At 33.5% G+C, this 19,396-nt stretch carries 6 protein-coding genes and 1 pseudogene; 4 read left to right on the forward strand and 3 right to left on the reverse strand.

The features are described from left to right. Positions 1-182 precede the first annotated feature (182 nt). Positions 183-2,189 (reverse strand): ankyrin repeat domain-containing protein, encoded by a 2,007-nt coding sequence (locus ABWU33_RS02775; RefSeq protein ID WP_353280634.1) that lies wholly within the window; start codon positions 2,187-2,189, stop codon positions 183-185. 147 nt (positions 2,190-2,336) lie between these two features. After that, positions 2,337-3,776: a hypothetical protein gene (locus ABWU33_RS02780; RefSeq protein WP_353280632.1), complete on the reverse strand. Its 1,440-nt coding sequence runs from the start codon at positions 3,774-3,776 to the stop codon at positions 2,337-2,339. A 966-nt stretch (positions 3,777-4,742) separates the two neighbouring features. On the opposite strand from ABWU33_RS02780, the gene ABWU33_RS02785 reads away from it, so the two are divergent. Next, positions 4,743-5,990, forward strand: a complete 1,248-nt coding sequence (locus ABWU33_RS02785; RefSeq protein ID WP_264686106.1) for a hypothetical protein — start codon at positions 4,743-4,745, stop codon at positions 5,988-5,990. A gap of 202 nt (positions 5,991-6,192) precedes the next feature. Beyond that, positions 6,193-15,423 carry an ankyrin repeat domain-containing protein gene (locus ABWU33_RS02790; protein WP_341814053.1) on the forward strand — a complete coding sequence of 3,077 codons (9,231 nt, stop codon included), beginning with the start codon at positions 6,193-6,195 and terminating at the stop codon, positions 15,421-15,423. 356 nt (positions 15,424-15,779) lie between these two features. Here ABWU33_RS02790 and ABWU33_RS02795 read toward each other — a convergent pair whose 3' ends face one another. Further along, positions 15,780-16,673, reverse strand: a complete 894-nt coding sequence (locus ABWU33_RS02795; protein ID WP_264686103.1) for an Rpn family recombination-promoting nuclease/putative transposase — start codon at positions 16,671-16,673, stop codon at positions 15,780-15,782. Between the two features lie 416 nt (positions 16,674-17,089). On the opposite strand from ABWU33_RS02795, the pseudogene rnhA reads away from it, so the two are divergent. Both rnhA and mutL read left to right on the forward strand, forming a co-directional pair. Beyond that, positions 17,090-17,513: pseudogene (rnhA, locus tag ABWU33_RS02800) on the forward strand (ribonuclease HI); the annotation flags it as partial. A 92-nt stretch (positions 17,514-17,605) separates the two neighbouring features. Further along, positions 17,606-19,396 (forward strand): DNA mismatch repair endonuclease MutL, encoded by a 1,791-nt coding sequence (mutL, locus tag ABWU33_RS02805; protein WP_264377091.1) that lies wholly within the window; start codon positions 17,606-17,608, stop codon positions 19,394-19,396.

A 19,396-nucleotide genomic window follows, 5' to 3' on the forward strand; every position in this document is an offset into this window, starting at 1 on the left:
TGTTTTAATACAGTCTCATATCCTGAAAATACACCTTGTGGCCAGCTCCTGTACAATGACATCTCATTTTCCTGAAAAACAACATAAAAGAGTATTCTTAAAAGATTATTGATATCGATTCGACTCCTTTGCAATAATTTATTAACTGTAGTAATTTATATTTAAATAATAATTTTCAACTTTTATGGTAAATTAGCAATTTTTTCCCTAGAATCAGAAACTCTTCTTAATTCTTCACGTTTTACCCATGAACCCTTCTGCTTATTGGATTCGCTTATTAATTCAGGACGCATTAACCCACCAGATCTAGCAAAAACACCTCGGTCTATGGCTTCAATGACTGATAAACCTCCCAGTAAGCAATTTTGTCCTATTTCTTCATAATTTTCTATTCCCTCATTACAATCTTCTATTGCTTCATTATAACTTTCTATTTTATCAAGTAGAAGTAGGCCTTCTTCACTCACCTCTACTTTTATCCAATTTTTATTTTTCTCATCAGGATATAACCTAACTTCTAATTCTCCCAAACTAGTATAGAAAGTTAATACTACATCGCTGCCTTCTGTAAGATCTGTGTAATTCCTTATGCCATCTTCAATTTTAATTTCTACTTCACTATTACCGATCTTTACTATATTTCTTCCACACTTTACATCTCCATCTGTTAGACCTAAATCCCTTGCCCCATCTGTTATCTTTATAATGTCTATTTTACTATCTTTAGAATATTCTAAGTAAAAAACGGAGTTGTCTACTCTTACATCTTTTAGCTCGCTATTGGTTGCATTTTTTGCGATTTCAATAAACTTATGAGAATTGCTAACATAATCTATATAAGCTTTTTTTAGGTTAGTTTTATGCTCTTTAAATTCTGGTGTCAGTGTGTTAGCATCAACTGTATTACCAAACACTGCCCCTTTTGATACTAATTGACATATTATATTACTAGCAACTTTAGGATTTTTTTCCAACTCACTGATTTTTTTCATCACATAATCGGTAAAAGTGTATTCATTACCTGAAAAGAAATCTTGTGAAAGAGAATAGTTTAATCGTACACCAGACTTTATAGCATCGTTTACAATCTCTTCAAGTTCAGCCATATTTTGAGCTTGAAACATCTTATCAGAAAACTTATTTAACTTCTCCTTTTGATTTGAGGTTAAATTAACGAGTAATTTGCTGACCTGTCCTTTCTTTTGCTGACGATAAATAATATTTTTATCATAATCTAATGCTCCTGCTTCTAGAAATATTTTTCTTAACTCTTGAGCAAGATCTTCATTGTCCCAAGCAAAACGTTCAACATATGAGAACACTTTTGACTCACCCATTCCGTGCCGAATATTTAGCACCACTTTTAGGTCTGAGTCTCTTTTATGCTTACTTAAAAACTCCTTTAAATTTTTAGTGCAGTCTGAATCTAGTGCAAGTAAGTCATACAATTCCTTATTCATCTTTTTCTGTTTATCAGTTAAAAATAATTCTTCTATATTATAGCAGAGTTTATTAGTTGCTATTTGTTGTGGAGTTTTACCCTTTCTACTTGTTATATTAGGGTTAGCTCCTTTTGAGAGGAGAGAGTTTGTATTATCGTAATGACCTTTGGCAGCAGCAAGGCATAATGGTGTTTTTCCTTTATTATCTTGTATGTTAGGATCTGCGCCTGCTTCTAAGAGTAAATCTATAGCCTGATTTCCTATGCGACGAAATCCACCAATATTTGCTCCTGCAATCGCATGCAATACTGTTGATTGAGATTCTCCTCTTCTTAGGTTAAGAATCACTTTTAAATCTTTATTGTTTTTATTATCATGTAAAAATTCTTCAAGGGGCTCAGTATTATCAAATGAACCACAGTTAGAAGCTAAACATTTTAGAGCACTAAGTAACTTTTTGTTTAAAATTTTTTGACTTGGCGTAAGATCATGGTCCAGAGCAAACCAAACACAAATTTGTTCACTTAATCCAAGTTTGCTATCTATCAAAGATAATGGTTCATTATAGTTTCTGACTGATGGTAAGTCTCCTGAGTACCACATATCATTCATCAGCTCATTTAATAAATGCTCTTTAGATGATAGATGTTCTATAATGGACTCATATTCGAAATCATATAGTTCTGATTTGGATTTTGGCTTTAGTAGATTGATGATAGATTTTACCATCCCAGTAGACTCACTCATACTTACCCCTTAAGCTAAGATATATGATATATTGTATGCGATATGTAACATTAAGTCAATAACCATAATCTTTTTACTACTTATGTCGTTTGTTAAGTTTTTATGGTGAGTAATATAAGATCTTTAGACAATCAAGCAGTTTAGCATTTACCCTACAGTACGGCTTGTTGTCTGTTTTGAATTTGTTACTATCTCACACCAACTATTTTTTTTCTTTTCATTAGATAAGGTAATTTTTTCAGAAGATTGACGTAGTGTTTCATGTTTTTCAAAATATCCTCGTTTAATCGCATCATGTACTGAATATCCACCAAGTAAGCAATTTTCTCCTATTTCTTCCTTATCTTTTAATTGATCAAGTTTCTTCTTGTCATCGTCACTTATCTTTACTTCAATTTTATTGTTGTCTTTATCACTAGAACGTAGATGAATACTAATCTTTCCTACTTCAGTAGTAAAAGACATTTCAATGCCACCTTCTAAAACGTCTGTATAATTTCTTTTTCCTCCTACATTTTCAACTCTTACTATACTCTTTCCAACATGAAATATATGATGTCTAAAACTTAAATCTTTCACTTTTGGATTATTTATAACTTTTGCAACCTCAACAGTGCTATCTTGCGAATATTTTACATAAAAATATCCATTATCCATTTCTACGTGTAAAGCTTTGCCTTGGGCACTACTGTTTATAATACCTTCATCTGCTACGCTTTTTAGCTTGTTATCGATTTCTTCACGTTCTGCAAAAATCTCATAACTGAACCCATAAGTTGCATACAATAACTTATCATCATAAAAGGAACTGCATTTTACTCTTCCACCTTTTAATAGTAAATTACTCATGATATTGCGTATAATACCTATATTTTTATCATCTGATACACCCTCGTAGGCAGGAATATCTCTTATTCCCTTAGAAACTAAACTTGTTATAGTCTCACTATCGTCTGATAAACTCTCATAAGGTGGTAATCCCTTATGCTGTCGTATTCTATCAGGGATATTTCTTATTTCCTTAAAAATTAAACTTGTTATAGTATACTTATCATCGTTATATTTTGAATTGAGTCTTATCCCTTTTTGCAAATATTTATTTGTTATGCACTCTATACGCTCTAAAGCAGTGTTTGTAAAATTTTCATGCTTATCCCTATAACCTTGATCATTTTTTGTTACTACATCTTTTAACTCTTTACGAAATTCATCAATTAGACTTCTCTCACTTTCAGTCAGTAGTAGATCTAACTTAATTAAAGCAGAGTCTCTTGGACTAATAGGGTAATTTTTCCAATATAAATCACTATCATCAGTTTCACTCTGATACGACAATGTATGTTTTACACATGTGTCAACAGCCTCCCTAGTTTCATGTCTCTGATCAAGGTCATAACATTCCGAAGGATTACTTATTCCTTGAACAAACAAACTATAATCATCTAAATCTGTTATGTCATCTTCAGGCGTTGGTCCCTCATTGCTATTACACTCAATTTTTGAATGCCATGGCTCAGTATTTAATTCCTCTCCTAGCTTTTGTTCACTGATAGATTCTACAACATATTTTACTGACTCTGTATCCATACTACCTCCTAGCCTAGATATAGAATATATTATGTACAATATATAATATTGGTCAAGCTAATTTCAACACAATCTTTTTACTACTCATATTTTTGTTAAGTTTTTATGGTGAGTAACAATGGAGTATGTAGATAGGTTAAAAGTTGCTTATGACTGCAAATTTGAGCTAATTTTACTATAGATTAAAATAGTTAAGACCTATATTTGATATCACTATTATTAAGAGCGTGATGGATTATGCTTTAAAGGAGTACGGAAACTGCTGAAGTTTTTACAGCAAACCTGTATGGAGCAACTTCAGCAGAATAAACAAACACATGCCAGTATTAGTAGAGAATTATTTATAAGTCAATTAACTTTTTCAAAAAATATTTTAGTGAAGATACCATGCTAGCTAGTGTTATAAACAATTCAATTGTTTACTCCTTCAAAAAAGATCGTATATTTTTGAGAACAAGTTGCGTAAAAATAAGGTTATAAAAATAGAAGATTTAAATTATTTCCATAAGCTTAGGCAAAACAGTTCGTATGTATATATGGATAAAATGGGCTAATATGGCTAGTTTTAGCGTATAGCAAAGTCAGAATACAAAAAAGTTCGTATGTATCGCGCGGTAGTCCAACGCATCCCAAAACAAACTCTTCTCTCATTAGCTGGTTTTGAGTTCTGGAAATGGTTATCTTACTTAAGATCTTAATAATACATTCTGCTAAATTAATACTAGTTTATTTTAGAATAATAACTAAGGTAGACTTATAAAAAACAGAATTTAAAATAAACAAAACGTCATGTATCTCTCATATTAAGAGGCTTTTGTTGAGAGTTATTCAAGTCTAAAAAAATTTTTCAAATTGAGGATTGACAAAACTTAGAAAAGGGATATCTTACTCGAAATGGTATCAAGTTACTATAGTGTATGTTAGACGTAACAGTTTCCATGTTTTTCCATTCATAGAGGGGTAATTATGCTGCGTTCAGATATTCCAAAAGTTTTGTTTTCGTCTATTAAAGAGGATGATCCCTATAGAGCATCTAAGCTTTTTCAAATTGAGCGCTGGTGTTATGCAAATTGGGACTTGCACAAAAGGGGTGGTAAAAAGAGGCACAATTTTCTTTCACAAGTGCTATCTAATGAGGATTGTTGGAAGAAAGTAGACAATTTACATAAAGTTAAACTTGATAGGCAGGTGATAGGTAAAAAGCTGATAATGCCAGGCAGTCCCTTTAGTAACCCTAGCTATGAAATTGCCTGTAGGTGCTGCTTAGAGGAAGATATTATTGCTTTATTTGAGGAAAGAAAAAAAAGATTATCAGCTCAAGGTAAAAGTAGTCTGTTGGAGTATGGTCACTTAGTTAAATCTTTAACAAGCGACCTTTTAACAGGTTTTTGGTCACATTTTGTTAGCGGTTACATCTCTAAACTAAATCTAGATGGTCGTCATCCATATGAATATGGACTTAAATGTGCTATAGATTTGAAACAAGCGGAAGCAGTAGAATTCTTCTGGAATAAAATAAAGTCATTACCTGAAGATGAAATGGGCTCACAGAAAAAGGATGAGATCTTCATGAAGACAGCAGTGTATGCAGCAGGTAGTCGTTGTAATAGTTATCCTGAAATATTCGAGTTTTGTTTTAGTCAAATAAGTCCTGATAAATATCCAGAACTTCTAAAAAGAGACTTAGCTGAAAATGGTTATTATGGTAGTTTGAATACACTACAGGGTGCACTTCGCTTTGATAAATTTCAGGAATTATTTGATTGTTTAAAGCCAAATGATGTTCCAGAAGATGATTATAATATCTGGTTAGACATGGAAATCAAAAAACATTCAGAGCCTTATGTAAGTGAAAGTGTAAAGCTTTTTATGCATATGTGGATGAAGGAAGGATTTGATAGCCATCGTGCTTTAGTGATAAGAGAGGAACTAGAGGATAAATCACCTCTTTTCTGTACAGTTTTATTAACACCTTTAGTAGAAAAGGGCTGTATGGAACCAGTATGGGCGTTATTAAATAAAGCTAATTCTGATCAGGTTAAAGAGTTTATGTGTTCTAAACAGGCAGGCTACATACGATCTATATTGGAAAAAAGAGATGCTGATTCATTGAATAAGTTTCTAGCATATAGAAAGTCTACAGATGAAGAGTTCACTAGCTTAACTGAAGTTGAATTAAGCAAAGCATGTGAGCAATTAGGGTTAGGCAATTAAGGTATTATAAGGCAATTCTATAAAGTAGGTGGTGGTTTCTTGTTACTACTTTAGCTTCTGTCAAAAAGATGTTGCATTGTAATACAAATGTTATATACACAAGTCAGCATGTAGGCAAAAATAGCTTTTATTATTGATATCTCTGATGGTTATACAATAAGCTTGGTATAGTGGGTTTAGTATAATATAATGAAGGGGGTTTGTGTTCAAGATACAATATCCAACAGATCATCTAAAAAAAGAAGATGTTAATTCAAAGATTACTGAATTATCGGATGAAGTGCAATATATAGAGCAAGCTAGAGAATTTTCTCAACTTAAGCGTTATCGGAGATCTGATGTTGATTCCGAAAGTGGAAGTCAGATTAAGAGAATCGATGTTCCAGGAGACGGTAGTTGCTTGTTTTGGTCTGTTACTATGGCTTACTTAATACCCGTCAGAAACGACGATGCTTTATTTCGACAAAGGTATGAAGTACTATTTGGAAATGATGGAACTGTAACCCAAAATTTAGATCATATTAGAGGTTTGGTTCGGAATTTAGGTGCTGCGAATTATGATGATACATTTGCAAATTTAGTAAGAAACTTATTTCGTAATCGAGTAGTTGATCACATAAGTTCTTATAGAAATGAGTTCAGAGATTTTGTTGAAGGTGATTTTGAGCGTTACTTGGAAAACATGAGGAACCCTGATACTTGGGGAGGTGAACCTGAAATAAGAGCAATGAGTGGAATGCTTAGCGCAACGATTAGTGTTTCTGGTGAAGTTGAGACTCAATATGGTAATGGGGATATTCAAATACAATTATTTCATGTTGGTGCACCAGGTAAACGAAACCATTATAATTTTGGTCTTGAAAGGAATATTATTGATAATGATAAAGAGCTTGCAAAAGGCTTAAAAAGAGTCATGGGTAAAGTAAGACCACAAGACTTTGAGTTAATACAGTTATTGATAGAGGAAGCAGATAAAGAAGTTGGTATAAGCCGGCAAGATGAGGATTTTAAATCTTTTGAACCGAGATTTCAGTCATTTGTGGATCAGATTCCATCTTATTTACACTCTGTAGAAAAAGCAGGGTTTTTTACACACTTCTTCCTAGGTAGTTTTTCTACTTTGTTGGATACAGAGATGGCAAAAAAGCTAGACATCAAGGAGATTTATTTTAGCTTTGACGGTGCAAAGACTTTGAAGGTAGCTATTATAAAAAATGGTGAAATGAAGAGTCAAAAAGATGTGATCGATAAAGTAAAATTATTTGTTATATCAGAAAGTGGTTCTCATTCTTACACTCAAGAGTTTGATCAAGGTGAATTGAAGGAGGTATTAGGCAAGCTTTACTCTCTTATTGAAAATAACCTAGATAAAATTAAAGTTAAATCAATAAAAATCATTAAAGATGCCGGTCATCAGGGAGAAATAGTTGTTGATGTGAAAGATAAAGGAGTAGACATAGAACATAATTCTGAAGTTCAATTTAAAAAAGTGAGAAAAGGGTTATGGAGGGATCCCGAAGTCGATATAGCGAAGCTAGCTATTTCCAATCAGCGAACAGTTAAAGCATCTTTAAGGAGAATTCTTGATAAGATTTACACAATTCACTCCGAATATGCAGACTCACTAATCTATGCTAGCAGAGCACGTGAAGCAGCACATCATGGATTTATGGTAGGCGTTTTCATGAATTTCCACTATAGGTATAATCTTAGAGTTTATCCAGAGCAATTTGCAGGAAGGGGTTATGCAGATATTATCCTGCTAGCTCGTGGTCCTGATCGTGCATTAAACTCTATTCCCATTATTATTGAATTAAAAGCAGGGGCAGGTCCTAATGCCACTCCAGATAAGGCTTTGCAACAAGCAGAGAGGTATGCACAAGGCTTCCAACCAAATGTTATGCGGGTTTTAACCACTGCGGACGAAATTTTATGTGTTGGTGTCAATCTTGATAGTTCATCTCCTATTTCTAATATCGGAGGGTCGAGCCGTGAGGGGAGAGTAATTCCTCTTTTTCAAGATATATTAAAGTCTGCTGATGATTGGGATACGCAAGAAATCTACACAAATGCGCTAAAAAAACGAATAAAAAATAATATGGAACGTATCTATCACACGTTTCCTGGTACACCGGAAAAGGGAGATAATCATTATTTTAGTAGGTTTTTACTAGGGCAATTGTTATTATTAAGTGAAGATTCAGGAACAAGTTTAAAAAAATACATTTTTATCTATGGAGGCAATATACCTACTGAAGTGCATCCTAATCTTCGTAGGCTTAGACGTCCAGCAGCTGAAAGAGCCAGAGAAAGACTATCGGCTAATCTTGATGCAAGCCATGCAGTTGTAACAATGGTGCTTATTCCAGAAAATACAGAGAAATTGGTTTATGTGATAAATATTATTGAAGCTAACAGAAAAGATGTTCTGAACATGCTAAATGAAGTACTCCCTCTTGATAGATTAAATAGAGAAATAGGGAATAGGGAAATAGTCGAATTAAATCTTAATTTTGATACTAGATACAAGTCAGATTTTAGAAGATATCTTACTATTTGGACTGAAAAATATAATTCTTTACAAGAGTACAACAACGGAGCTGAGAGATTTCAAGGTACTTTCAAAGAAGTTCCTTATCCTAATGAGTTAAAAGAAACATTTGATAAAGCACTAGATATCCAATCCTTATCAATAAAAGGATATAGTGGATTATTAGAAAAAATTGGAGAAGGAATATTCCCTTTTAAGAGTCTCGTTAATAAAGAAGCTCATTTCCAGGGAATATTGAATGGAGTATTTAGTTATTATAGCGACCTAAAATTACAAGAATCACCAGAAACTAGAGCATTAGTTTTAACTGAGTTTCAAACTGGTAGAGGGGAACGCATTGATATGCTAGTTCATGGTATTAAGTTTGTAGCTCAAGGTGGAAATGCTGAGGAGTACACTCCAATAGGATTAGAACTTAAGACATCAAGGCAGGGCAAAGGAGCTAAAGCTTTATTGAGGGAAGCAAATGATCAAATAAATGAAGAGTATAAAGAGGGCGTTACCTATAAAACACTCACAGATGGTGATGAGGTGAAATTTATCGGTGTTGTTTTCGATAAAGGATCTAATAATCCAAATAAACTTATTTTAACAAGTAGGACAGCTAAGGAAGGATTTATTCCTGTTGGTGTAGTTCATAGTTCAGTTCATATGTTACCTACTGTAGGGCAGTGTTCTAAAGGAGAAAAAAGAGAACCTTCATCACCAGAGTATCCACCAAGTAAAAAACCAAGAAGAGAAAGAAGTGTAAATATGGCCTGCAAGGATTCGTTTGATGAAGAAGAGATTACAGAAGAGGAAAAAGAACAACGTATCAAAGAGTTGTTTAATGCTGACAAGGTAGCAGAAAGAGTAAAGAATATTGAGTTTTATGATCAGCTTTTCAAGGTTTCTGAGCGAATATCTAGAGGTGAAACTATAGACCAAAATGTTGAAGAAGCATTTATCGCAAAAGTTAAAAATATAGATCTAAGTTCAATAGATCCAGAGATTAGGGATATTGTGAAGGAGATGAAGGACAACATAGAAAATAAAGAAGAAATGAAAAATATCCTGAGAAGGTCTGGAGTAGCAGAAAAAATAGGGAAAGTAGCAGAAGGTGCAGGTCTTGCCTTTACGGTATTTTTAGTTGGTAAACATATAGCAAATGGAGATGTAGAAGGGCTAGGTTATGATGCATTAAATCTCTGGGTAATGCCAAAGATTGGTGAAAAAATCTCTGGAAAAATGTTAGAGTTAGGAACAAAGCTTGATTCTCAGATGCTAAAGGGATTTGCTCCAGTTATGGGACGTGCTATAGGTAACTTTGCAGCATTTTTAGGGTTAGCGGAGTCGATAAAAGCAAGGGAAAATGCAACAGATCCTGTAGATGTAAAGATTGCTGACCTAAACATCGCAACTAATTCCATTTTTATAGCTGCAGATGTACCTGCAGTTGTTACTGAAACAATGTCGGCTATAGGTATGGAAGCTGGAGTAATAGGAGAATTTGCCGGTCCGGTTGGAGCTGCTATTTCAGTTGCTGTTATTATCATATCACAATTTGTAGAAGCAGAGCTTGAAGTAGAAAAGTTAACAGAACAAATGAGTCTTACAGATCAGGAAAAGCATGATCTTTATTGGGATTTCTTTCTTAGTAAAAAACTACCAGATTATATAGGAAATGATCTGCAAGCAGAAGAAATATATAAACAGTATATATCAAAGATCTTAGATCAATTTAAGGGTAGTTATGATAAAATAGCCATATCATTACCTTCTATACTTCTTACAGAAGAAAAATACCTTGATGGGTCTATTTTCAGGAGAAAAAGAGAGGTGATGCAATCAGATGATGCTTCTGCGTATTTGGGAATAACTCCTTGTTTCCGTCACACAAGAATAGTTGATAATAAATTTGATTTTCGATTGATAACACGTGTTTCAGATATCTCTCTCAATGTAAAGAGTGGTAACAACCATATTAGCAGGCTTCTTCCAAGTACAATGAAAAATTATAGTGCTATTTGTGGTCCTAAAGGGGATGATGTTGATCTAACAGTGATAAGTGAAAAAACCTTACAAAGAGTAGAAGGTGTGGCACAATGCGGTTACAGATCAGAGTATGAGAATATGGTATTGTCTACAACAGTGAAAAAAGTTTCTTTAAAAGAGTATCTGCCTGGTTGCCAGAATGCAATTATGTATAGTAAAAGCAGTTCTTCTAGGCTGCCTGCAAATATGTTGTTTTACATACCTAATAATGATGCTTTTATAAATGTGACTTCTAATTATACTATTGATGTTATTTTTAATGGTAAGAATATACTACTTAATAGTTATGGAATCGATAATCAGGGGTCTAGTGTACAGAACAGGTATTATTTTACAGATCAGTTAAGTAATTGTGATATTCATAAACAAGGAACAAATTTCTTCTACATAGCAAAGGATAATTTTGTATGTAATTTAGGTGGATCTTCTACTGGACAAAATAATATAGTTGTAACACGAGGTAATTTTGCAGATTCAGAGAATATACACTCTGTCATTGGAAGTAGCAAAGCTAATCATATAGAAGTTTCTCATGCAGGTTATGTAGACGGTAAAGGTGGAAATGATGTAATAACAGCAAAAAACTTTACTACAATAAAAGGTTATTTTGGTGACTCTATTCGTGGAAAAGGGTTGGTGTTATTGCCAATAAATTTTAGTGATATAGGTAGTATGACTCATGCTAATAATATAACAAATATCTACAATAAAAGTGGAGCTTTTATAAGTGTAGATAAACAAACATCAGTAAAAACAGCAGATGGTTTGTTTGTAACTCCAACAAAAGTAGACATTAATACTGATAGAGTAACAAATGTGCACATAACAAAATTAGATAATAAGTTGGATAATCTGCAAAAAATGGACAATTCAAACTTTAATATTACAAAGCAATTATTAAACACTAATTATCATGGTGTTGTAGGTAGTTCTAGTAATCATATTTTTTACCCTGATGAGGATCACCATAATTTTTACTGGAAAGCTCCAAGTAATATAAGCCATCTTTATCTTTTCGATAACAGAAACGCTAATATTATGATTGCTCAAGCAAATGGTATATTAGATTTTAGTCTACTAAATAGTACGTTAAATGATATGCCATTTATAGAAGATAATAAAGGAGAAATAAAGATTAACAAAAATGGCCTAAATATAACCCTGCTATCAAATTATAAAGATGTTACAGTTACATTTAATGGGGAAGAATATTACAAACTTCAGAATGGAGAATTAGAGCGAGATTATTGCTCTCATAGCTTAAAAGTAGATGGAAGATTTAGTGTTAATGGTACTAACCTTTTAAATCATCATAATTGTTTCACATTTGACTCAGAAAAAGTTCTTTTTTTGAAGCTAAATAATGATTTGCTATTGTTATCAGATAGAGGAGCATTATCAATATCGGATTACTATTCTTCTGTTCATAAAAACTGGGATTTATCCATAGAGTTGAGCGACAAAATTATGGAACCAGAAGAATTTGGAGAAAGAGCTGATGAATTTAGTTCTTTCAGATATTATAAGCCAGATGAGCAAGGGTTACAGATTTATCATAATCAACCTGTTAACAAGAATGATATTGGTTTAGTTGATTTGAAAGATAAGTCTATATTAGATTTCAATATGAGAGTTATAAATGATACCTTATTGCTATCACATAAAAATAACACTCTTGTAAAAGTAGAGAACTGGAATACTTATCAACCGGCAAGAGAAATGATGTTTGCTTTTAATGATGCAATAGTTTCTAACTCAAAGTGTATAGCTTCTATTTGTAACTCAGAAGATGTTATAGTGGAATTTAATAAAGAAAAAGCAATTCTATCTACAGAGCAACTGTTTGATGCTGTGAGACGAAATAATCTTAGTGAAGTTAAGAATCTTCTCAGTATGGGTGCAGATGTTAATATTAGAGATAGGCGTGGTTGGGCACCTTTGCACTATGCTTCTGATAACGATAATAAGCTTGATACATCCAGGGCAATTTTAAATCGAAATGCTAATATTGAGGCTAAAACTAATATTGGAGAAACACCGTTACATATAGCAAATGCTTATGGTCAATTGAAAATAATTGAGCTTCTTATAGATAAAAGGGCTAACATTGAAGCTAAAACTAATGATGGTTTAACACCTTTGCATGTGGCTATTCAGCACAATAATACTACACCTAAAATAATTGAATTTCTTATAGATAAAGGTGTTAACATTGAAGCTAAAATCAAAGATGACCAGACACCTTTACATCATGCAGTTTTCAAAGACAGGCTTGATATAGTTAGAGTACTTTCAAGTCGAGGGGCTAATATTGAAGCTAAAACTAGCGATGGAAAAACACCTTTAGACTTGGCTATTCAAGGGAATTATACAGACATAGTAGGATTTTTAAAACAAACAGAATTAGACAAAAAATTATTGACTGCCACAGAAAATGGAGATCTCTCTGAAGTCAAAAAATTTGTTGGTCAGGGTGCTAGTGTTAATGCTATAGAAGTGGGCATTTTTGGTAGGAAACCTATACACATTGCTGCTGAAAAGAATTACAAAGATATTATAGAGTTCCTTCTCGGTAAGGAGGTAAGCGTTGATGATACCAGTAACTATGGTTGGACACCGCTACATTATACAGCGTCGAAAGGCTGTTTAGAAGTTGCAAAGTTTCTCATTGACAAAGGGGCTAGTATTAATGCTCAAAACGTTTATGGCAGAGAGCCTATACACATTGCTGCTGAGCACGATAATAAAAATATTATAGAACTTCTTCTTAATAAAGGAGTAAGTGTTAATGAGGTTGACAAAGACGGCTGGATGTCTCTGCACTGGGCTTCTTGGAATGGCCATCTTAATATAATAGAATACCTGGTAGGTAAGGGAGCCAATGTCAATGCTAAAGATAGGAATGGTAAAACACCGCTAGATCTTGCTAGAGATAAAGGATATAATAATGTTGTAGAATACTTACAACAAACACAATTAGGTCTAGATAGGCAGTTGTTAACTGCAGTACAAGGTGGTAATCTTAATGAAGTTAAGGATTTTGTAGTTCGAGGCGCTAGCTTAGATACTCAAGATAGTAATAATGGTTGGACACCTATAATCTATGCCGCTCAGGGAAGTAAATGGGATGCGGTCAAGTTCCTTATAGCTCAGGGTGCCAAGTTTAATAATGAGATCACATATCAAGGAACACCCTTGCACTTTGCAGCTCAAGAAGGTAATTCAAATATGGTTCAATTTCTTCTTGACAAAGGTGCTAATATTGAGGCTCAAGATGCATACAATAGGAAACCTTTGCATATTGCTGTTGATGTAAACAGGTTGAATGTAGTAAATCTACTTCTTGACAGGGGTGCTAACTTAAAGGCTACAGACATGTACGGCAAGACATCCTTAGACCTAGCTATTCAAAAGGGTTACGAAGATATAGTAGAAGTTTTGAAACAAAAACAATTAAATCTAGATAAAGAATTATTAATTGCTGCAGAAAAAGGAGATCTTGAAAAAGTGAGAGAAAGTATCAGACGAGGTGCTAATGTTAATATTCAAGATAGGCAGGGTTGGACTCCTTTATTTTGGGCCATTCAAAAGAATAATTTTAATATAATTGAACTTCTTTTAGATAACAGTGCTGATATTAAGGTCAAAGATAATGAAGGTTGGACACCTCTTCATTGGGCTGTTCAATTGGGTTCATTAAATGTAGTTAAATATTTTGTTGAAAAGGGTGCTGATGTCAATGCTTTAACTGCTGACGGTAGAGCACCTCTAGATATTGCTAAAGATAAGGGGCACAATAAGATTGTGGAATATTTAGAAGAAAAGCTCAGTGAAGGAAGAGGAGGACGCAAACGCCGTCATCATCATGGAGATCATAGTCGTCATCACTTATCACGTAAACCTCTTGCTATAAATTCAAGTAATCAACCTGAAATAGCAGCAAGCAGTGGTATAAGACCATTTTCATGGATAAATTATTGTATTTCTTTGGTGAAAAGCTCTGTAGGTAGATTATTGAGTTCTCAATCTGAGGGGACTGCAAGTTCAGTATCACAATTTGATGGGCAATTTGCCAAAGCGTCGATAAGTAATAGTAGTCTCACAGGTACCACATTACCATCTGATGATACAGATAAAAGACAAAAAAATGGAGGTTTCTTTCGAGACAACGTCGATTATGTAAATGCAAATCTAAAACGAATGTGTGAAAGGCAAGCACCTGTTAAATTTAAGCCTAAGGGTAGAAATACAATATTAGAAATGGGAGATCACTATCTATCACAGGTTGACTTTAATGGTACAATAATTTTATTTGACTTATTGATTAGAAGATTTACAGGTCAGAAGTATATTTCTACAGTAGATCAGTCTATATCTCCACTAGAAGCACAGGGCTATGCACTCAATATTACAAAGGGATTTGAGAAAGTAGTAGAGCAAGCTGGATTAAAAAGTGGTGTATCAATGCATCGATTAAATATTGATTATATGGGAATGCAGAAAGATATTGTTAGAAAAGTCGTAAGAGGTCAATTTAATGAGATCTCAGGAGTTTTAAGCTCGTATTTAGAGAAAGCATGTCCTAGTAGAGAAGCAGGATGTCCTGGTAAATTAAGTTCTAAAAAGTTTGACAAGTTTATAGCTCAATTTAATAATGGGCTGCTAAGTCAATCAATAGAGCAGATATTACACAACGGAGATGGTAGATTAGAAGTTGATGGTGCAAAGCAAATGAATTTAGAGCCTCAAAGTTATTTAAGTAATGCTTCAGTTCACAGCTATTCAGAAGTATCAAATTGTCTTTCTGAGATAGGAGTAACCAAACTTGGAGGTAATCTCAATAGGTAGGTTATAATATAAGAGGTGGAGCTATAATATGCCAAGTAGTGGAAAATTTAAAGTGAGGGTAGCCAAAATAATTAGGGATACCAGACTAAGTTTGATGATCCCAATACTAAAATGGATGAAATAGGAATAAGAAATACAAGACTAGAATTGGTAAATAAGTGGTTAATGTGTTTTCCATATTGAACTTACAGCACGTAGCTTTGATATAGAAGTTTGGGTAATGTTATGATAGTAATTTATATAATTCTATGTGCAATCTTTATAGCCATTTTAGACAGTTCACTAGATTCTTAATTAGGGGATATGTCTAACTTAGGAAAGATTTTCATCAATGTTGAAGTGAATAAGTAGGGATATTATGTTTTTTCTTTGAGTTGTGAAATTTCAGAATGAGAGAGACCAGTAATTTGAGCTATAACATCTATAGAAACACCGGCCTTGAGCGAGTTTTTTGCTACTTCAATTTTACCTTCAATTTTACCTTTTTGATGGCCGATTTGGATGCCTTCATGTTTAGCATCATCAAGTTTTTGTTCCAAGATAGCAGCTTCTTTCTGTAAATCCATTACCCTTTCTTCATAAGCTAATAGGTCCTTCTCATTCCAATGGAACTTATCTAATTCATCATATGCTAGCTTTATTATTGGTGATTTTTCTGCTATTTTTCTTAAATCTTCATCAGTTGTTTCTTCTGCATATTTAAAGAAAAATAGCCAACGATCTACTACATTTTCTAGCTGCTCTTCTCTACTTTTGGGAAACTTTGGTAACTCAATGAAGATAAATTGAAAATCTTTTAAGTCATGCTCATTAGTTTTTTCATCTCTTATGGTATGGCTAGATATATAATCAAGCTTATCAGGAAATAAATTACAATTAGAAATAGCAATAAAGAAAACCTTCTTTAAATCAATGTACTTACCACCTTTATCAGCCTGCCTTGAGTAAGCCTTAGCAGCATATAATTGAGCCCGTTTTTCGAAGCCTTTATCACGAGCGAGTTGCATCTCAATCACGTATCTGGCCCCAGTGGAATCTCTGCACAGAACATCAACAATACTCTGCTTATCAGAGGCAATTTCAGGGTCCATAATGGTGCTAAGGAATTCAACTTCTTGTATAGTATTTATTTCAGTAAACCCCAAAATATCATTCAAAAAGTGAATAAGGATATTCTTATTTTTTTCAGTACCGAATATTTTCTTAAATGTTAAATCAAGCTTAGGATCTAAAAATTTTGAAAGAGCCATAGGGAATCGACTTAAAAAGCATTAATAATTATACACAATTGTGAAGAAATATTCAACGTTTTTGTGCTAAAGTCTATTAAAGTTAGCTAAATTTCAAGAGTTGGCAAAAAACTACCTTCATAGATGACCATAGAATGCTACTGCGCACCTTAGCTGTTTATTTTATCATCTTTTACAACTCCCTCCATAAACCCCAGCAAATGAATTCATGAGCTATAAAGAGCTTTAAAAACACTTATTTTGGGTGTGAGAGATTAACCTCCTAATAAAAATACAAGCCCAAAAGCTCAATTACGATTTACCTAATATCGTGAGGACAGGTTCATTAATCTCCCACACCTTTACATGATAAAGATCTTGAAACTTAGTGTCAACATTTCAGTAGCAAATTTATGTTAAATCTATATCCTGTCAATATGGACAAAAAGAAGGTTATAATATATACAGATGGATGGAAATCCGGGGCCTGGTGGATGGGCAGCCGTGGTGATGTATGAAAATAAAAGTATCTTTATCAAAAAACGCATCTCTGGAGGTGAAGAAAACACAACGAATAACAAAATGGAGTTAAAGGCTGTGATTAACGGGCTAAAGATGTTGAAAGTTTCTTGCAAAGTTGTTTTACACACTGATAGTCAGTATATTAAACAAGGTATAACAGAGTGGATCAACAAGTGGAAAACAAATGGTTGGAAGACAGCTGATAAAAAGCCAGTAAAGAACAAGGAATTATGGAAGGAATTGAATGAAATTGTCTTGCAGCATGATATTAACTGGAAGTGGGTTAAGGCTCACAGTGGTAATACCTATAATAAAGAAGCAGATAGACTTGCTAGAAAGAAATCTAAAAAGCTAAAATATAGAGATTGTGAGATCAAGAAATCACAAAAAAATAGAGGGAGCTCTAAGTTTTATAGATTGGAGGGAGTGTTATGGCAATAATTCTTTTAGACACAAAAACTATAAATCGTATAGCAGCGGGAGAGGTAATAGAAAGGCCAGCGAGTGTAGTAAAGGAATTAGTAGAAAATGCAATAGATGCTGGAAGTTCAGAGATAGAGATCAAAATAGAAAGTGGTGGGCGTAATCTTATAACTGTAACAGACGATGGAAATGGAATAGAAAAGGAAGATTTGGAACTTGCGTTTATGCGCCACGCTACTTCAAAATTAAGCGATAGTGAGTTAATAGAAATCAAACATCTTGGCTTTAGAGGAGAAGCTTTGCCTTCAATTGCAGCAGTAAGTAGAATGAAATTATCGTCTAAGGCAAGTGGAGCAAAGGAAGCATGGTCTATAAGATATGAGGGAGGAGAAAAAATAAGAGAGATTACCCCTTGTTCTTTGTTGCAAGGTACATATATTGAAGTTCGTGACTTATTTTTTGCTACACCAAATAGACTAAAGTTTCTAAAAACCGAAAGGGCAGAAACACAAAGTATTGTTGATATTGTGAATAACTTAGCGATGATTAATTATAGTATTGGGTTTACTCTCACTTCTGGTAATAAAAAGCTCTTAAAATATGTTAAGCAAACTTCGCTGTTCAACAGATTATGTGAAATAGAAGAAGAATTTCAAAGCAATTCACTGGAAGTTAAAGAGGAAGAAGAAGGCATCAAACTTAAGGGACACATCTGTAAACCTAATGTCAATCGTGGCAACTCAACTCAAATTTATACGTTTGTTAATGGAAGGCCAATAAAAGAGAATCTACTTGTTGGTGTAATTAGATATGCGTATCACGATTTTATTCCAAACAATAGGTATCCTTTTGCAGTGTTGCATTTAGAAGTACCATATGACCAAGTAGATGTAAATGTGCATCCAAATAAATCGGAAGTAAGATTTCAGAATAAAAGGCTAATATATGAAATAGTGAGAAGAGGGATAATAAAAACACTATCAACGAGATTTGCAGCGGGTGATCAAGGTATTGAAGAGGAGCTAATTTTTAATGATAGTAAAAGCCAAGAGCAGGTTGATAGTCAAGAGAAAAAAGATCAAAAAGAATTTTATGAAAAGAGGCCAAGTCTTTTAGAAAATCATTTAATGAAAGAATTCAATGCACCAGATGAAAGAAGGCAAAGCTTACCAGAAACGTTTAAATATGGAGAATCTCCAACCCAAAAGGGAACGATGGTTCTAGAAAAGAAGCAAATTGATTTGATAGAGGATCACCCTCTAGGATATGCACGCTGTCAGGTCTACAATACTTACATTATTGCTGAGGCTGGAGATAGGCTGATTATAGTAGATCAACATGCAGCCTATGAGAGATTGATATACGAGTGCTTAACAAGCATAAAAAGACAAAAACTTCTCATTCCTGAAATAGTTGAAATTAAAAACCAAGCTGGAATGGAGATGGTTAAAACTTATAAAGATAAGCTTTTTGAAATGGGTTTTGGTATTGAAATAGAATCAGAAGATAAAGTAAGGGTAAAAGAAATACCTGCAATCTTGGGAACAATAGATATAAAAGAGATGCTAGTTGATATAGTAGATAAGTTAATGGAAATAGAAGATACGCTACCAATAGAGGATAAGGTGAACAAAATATCATCCATAATCGCTTGCCACGGAGCAGGAAGAAAAATGAAATTGGAAGAGATGAATGAGATACTAAGACAAATTGAGAAAACTCCATATTCTGATCACGGAAGACCAACGTATATAGAAATGAAACTAAGTGATATAGAAAAATTGTTTGAAAGGAGATGA

Source organism: Wolbachia endosymbiont (group B) of Cyclophora punctaria, from assembly GCF_964028235.1.
Taxonomy (GTDB): domain Bacteria; phylum Pseudomonadota; class Alphaproteobacteria; order Rickettsiales; family Anaplasmataceae; genus Wolbachia.

Coding starts and splice junctions, on each gene's coding strand:
- ABWU33_RS02780 (WP_353280632.1), bottom strand. CDS start 3,776: ATGGATACAGAGTCAGTAAAATATGTTGTAGAATCTATCAGTGAACAA.
- mutL (WP_264377091.1), top strand. CDS start 17,606: ATGGCAATAATTCTTTTAGACACAAAAACTATAAATCGTATAGCAGCG.
- ABWU33_RS02785 (WP_264686106.1), top strand. CDS start 4,743: ATGCTGCGTTCAGATATTCCAAAAGTTTTGTTTTCGTCTATTAAAGAG.
- ABWU33_RS02775 (WP_353280634.1), bottom strand. CDS start 2,189: ATGAGTGAGTCTACTGGGATGGTAAAATCTATCATCAATCTACTAAAG.
- ABWU33_RS02795 (WP_264686103.1), bottom strand. CDS start 16,673: ATGGCTCTTTCAAAATTTTTAGATCCTAAGCTTGATTTAACATTTAAG.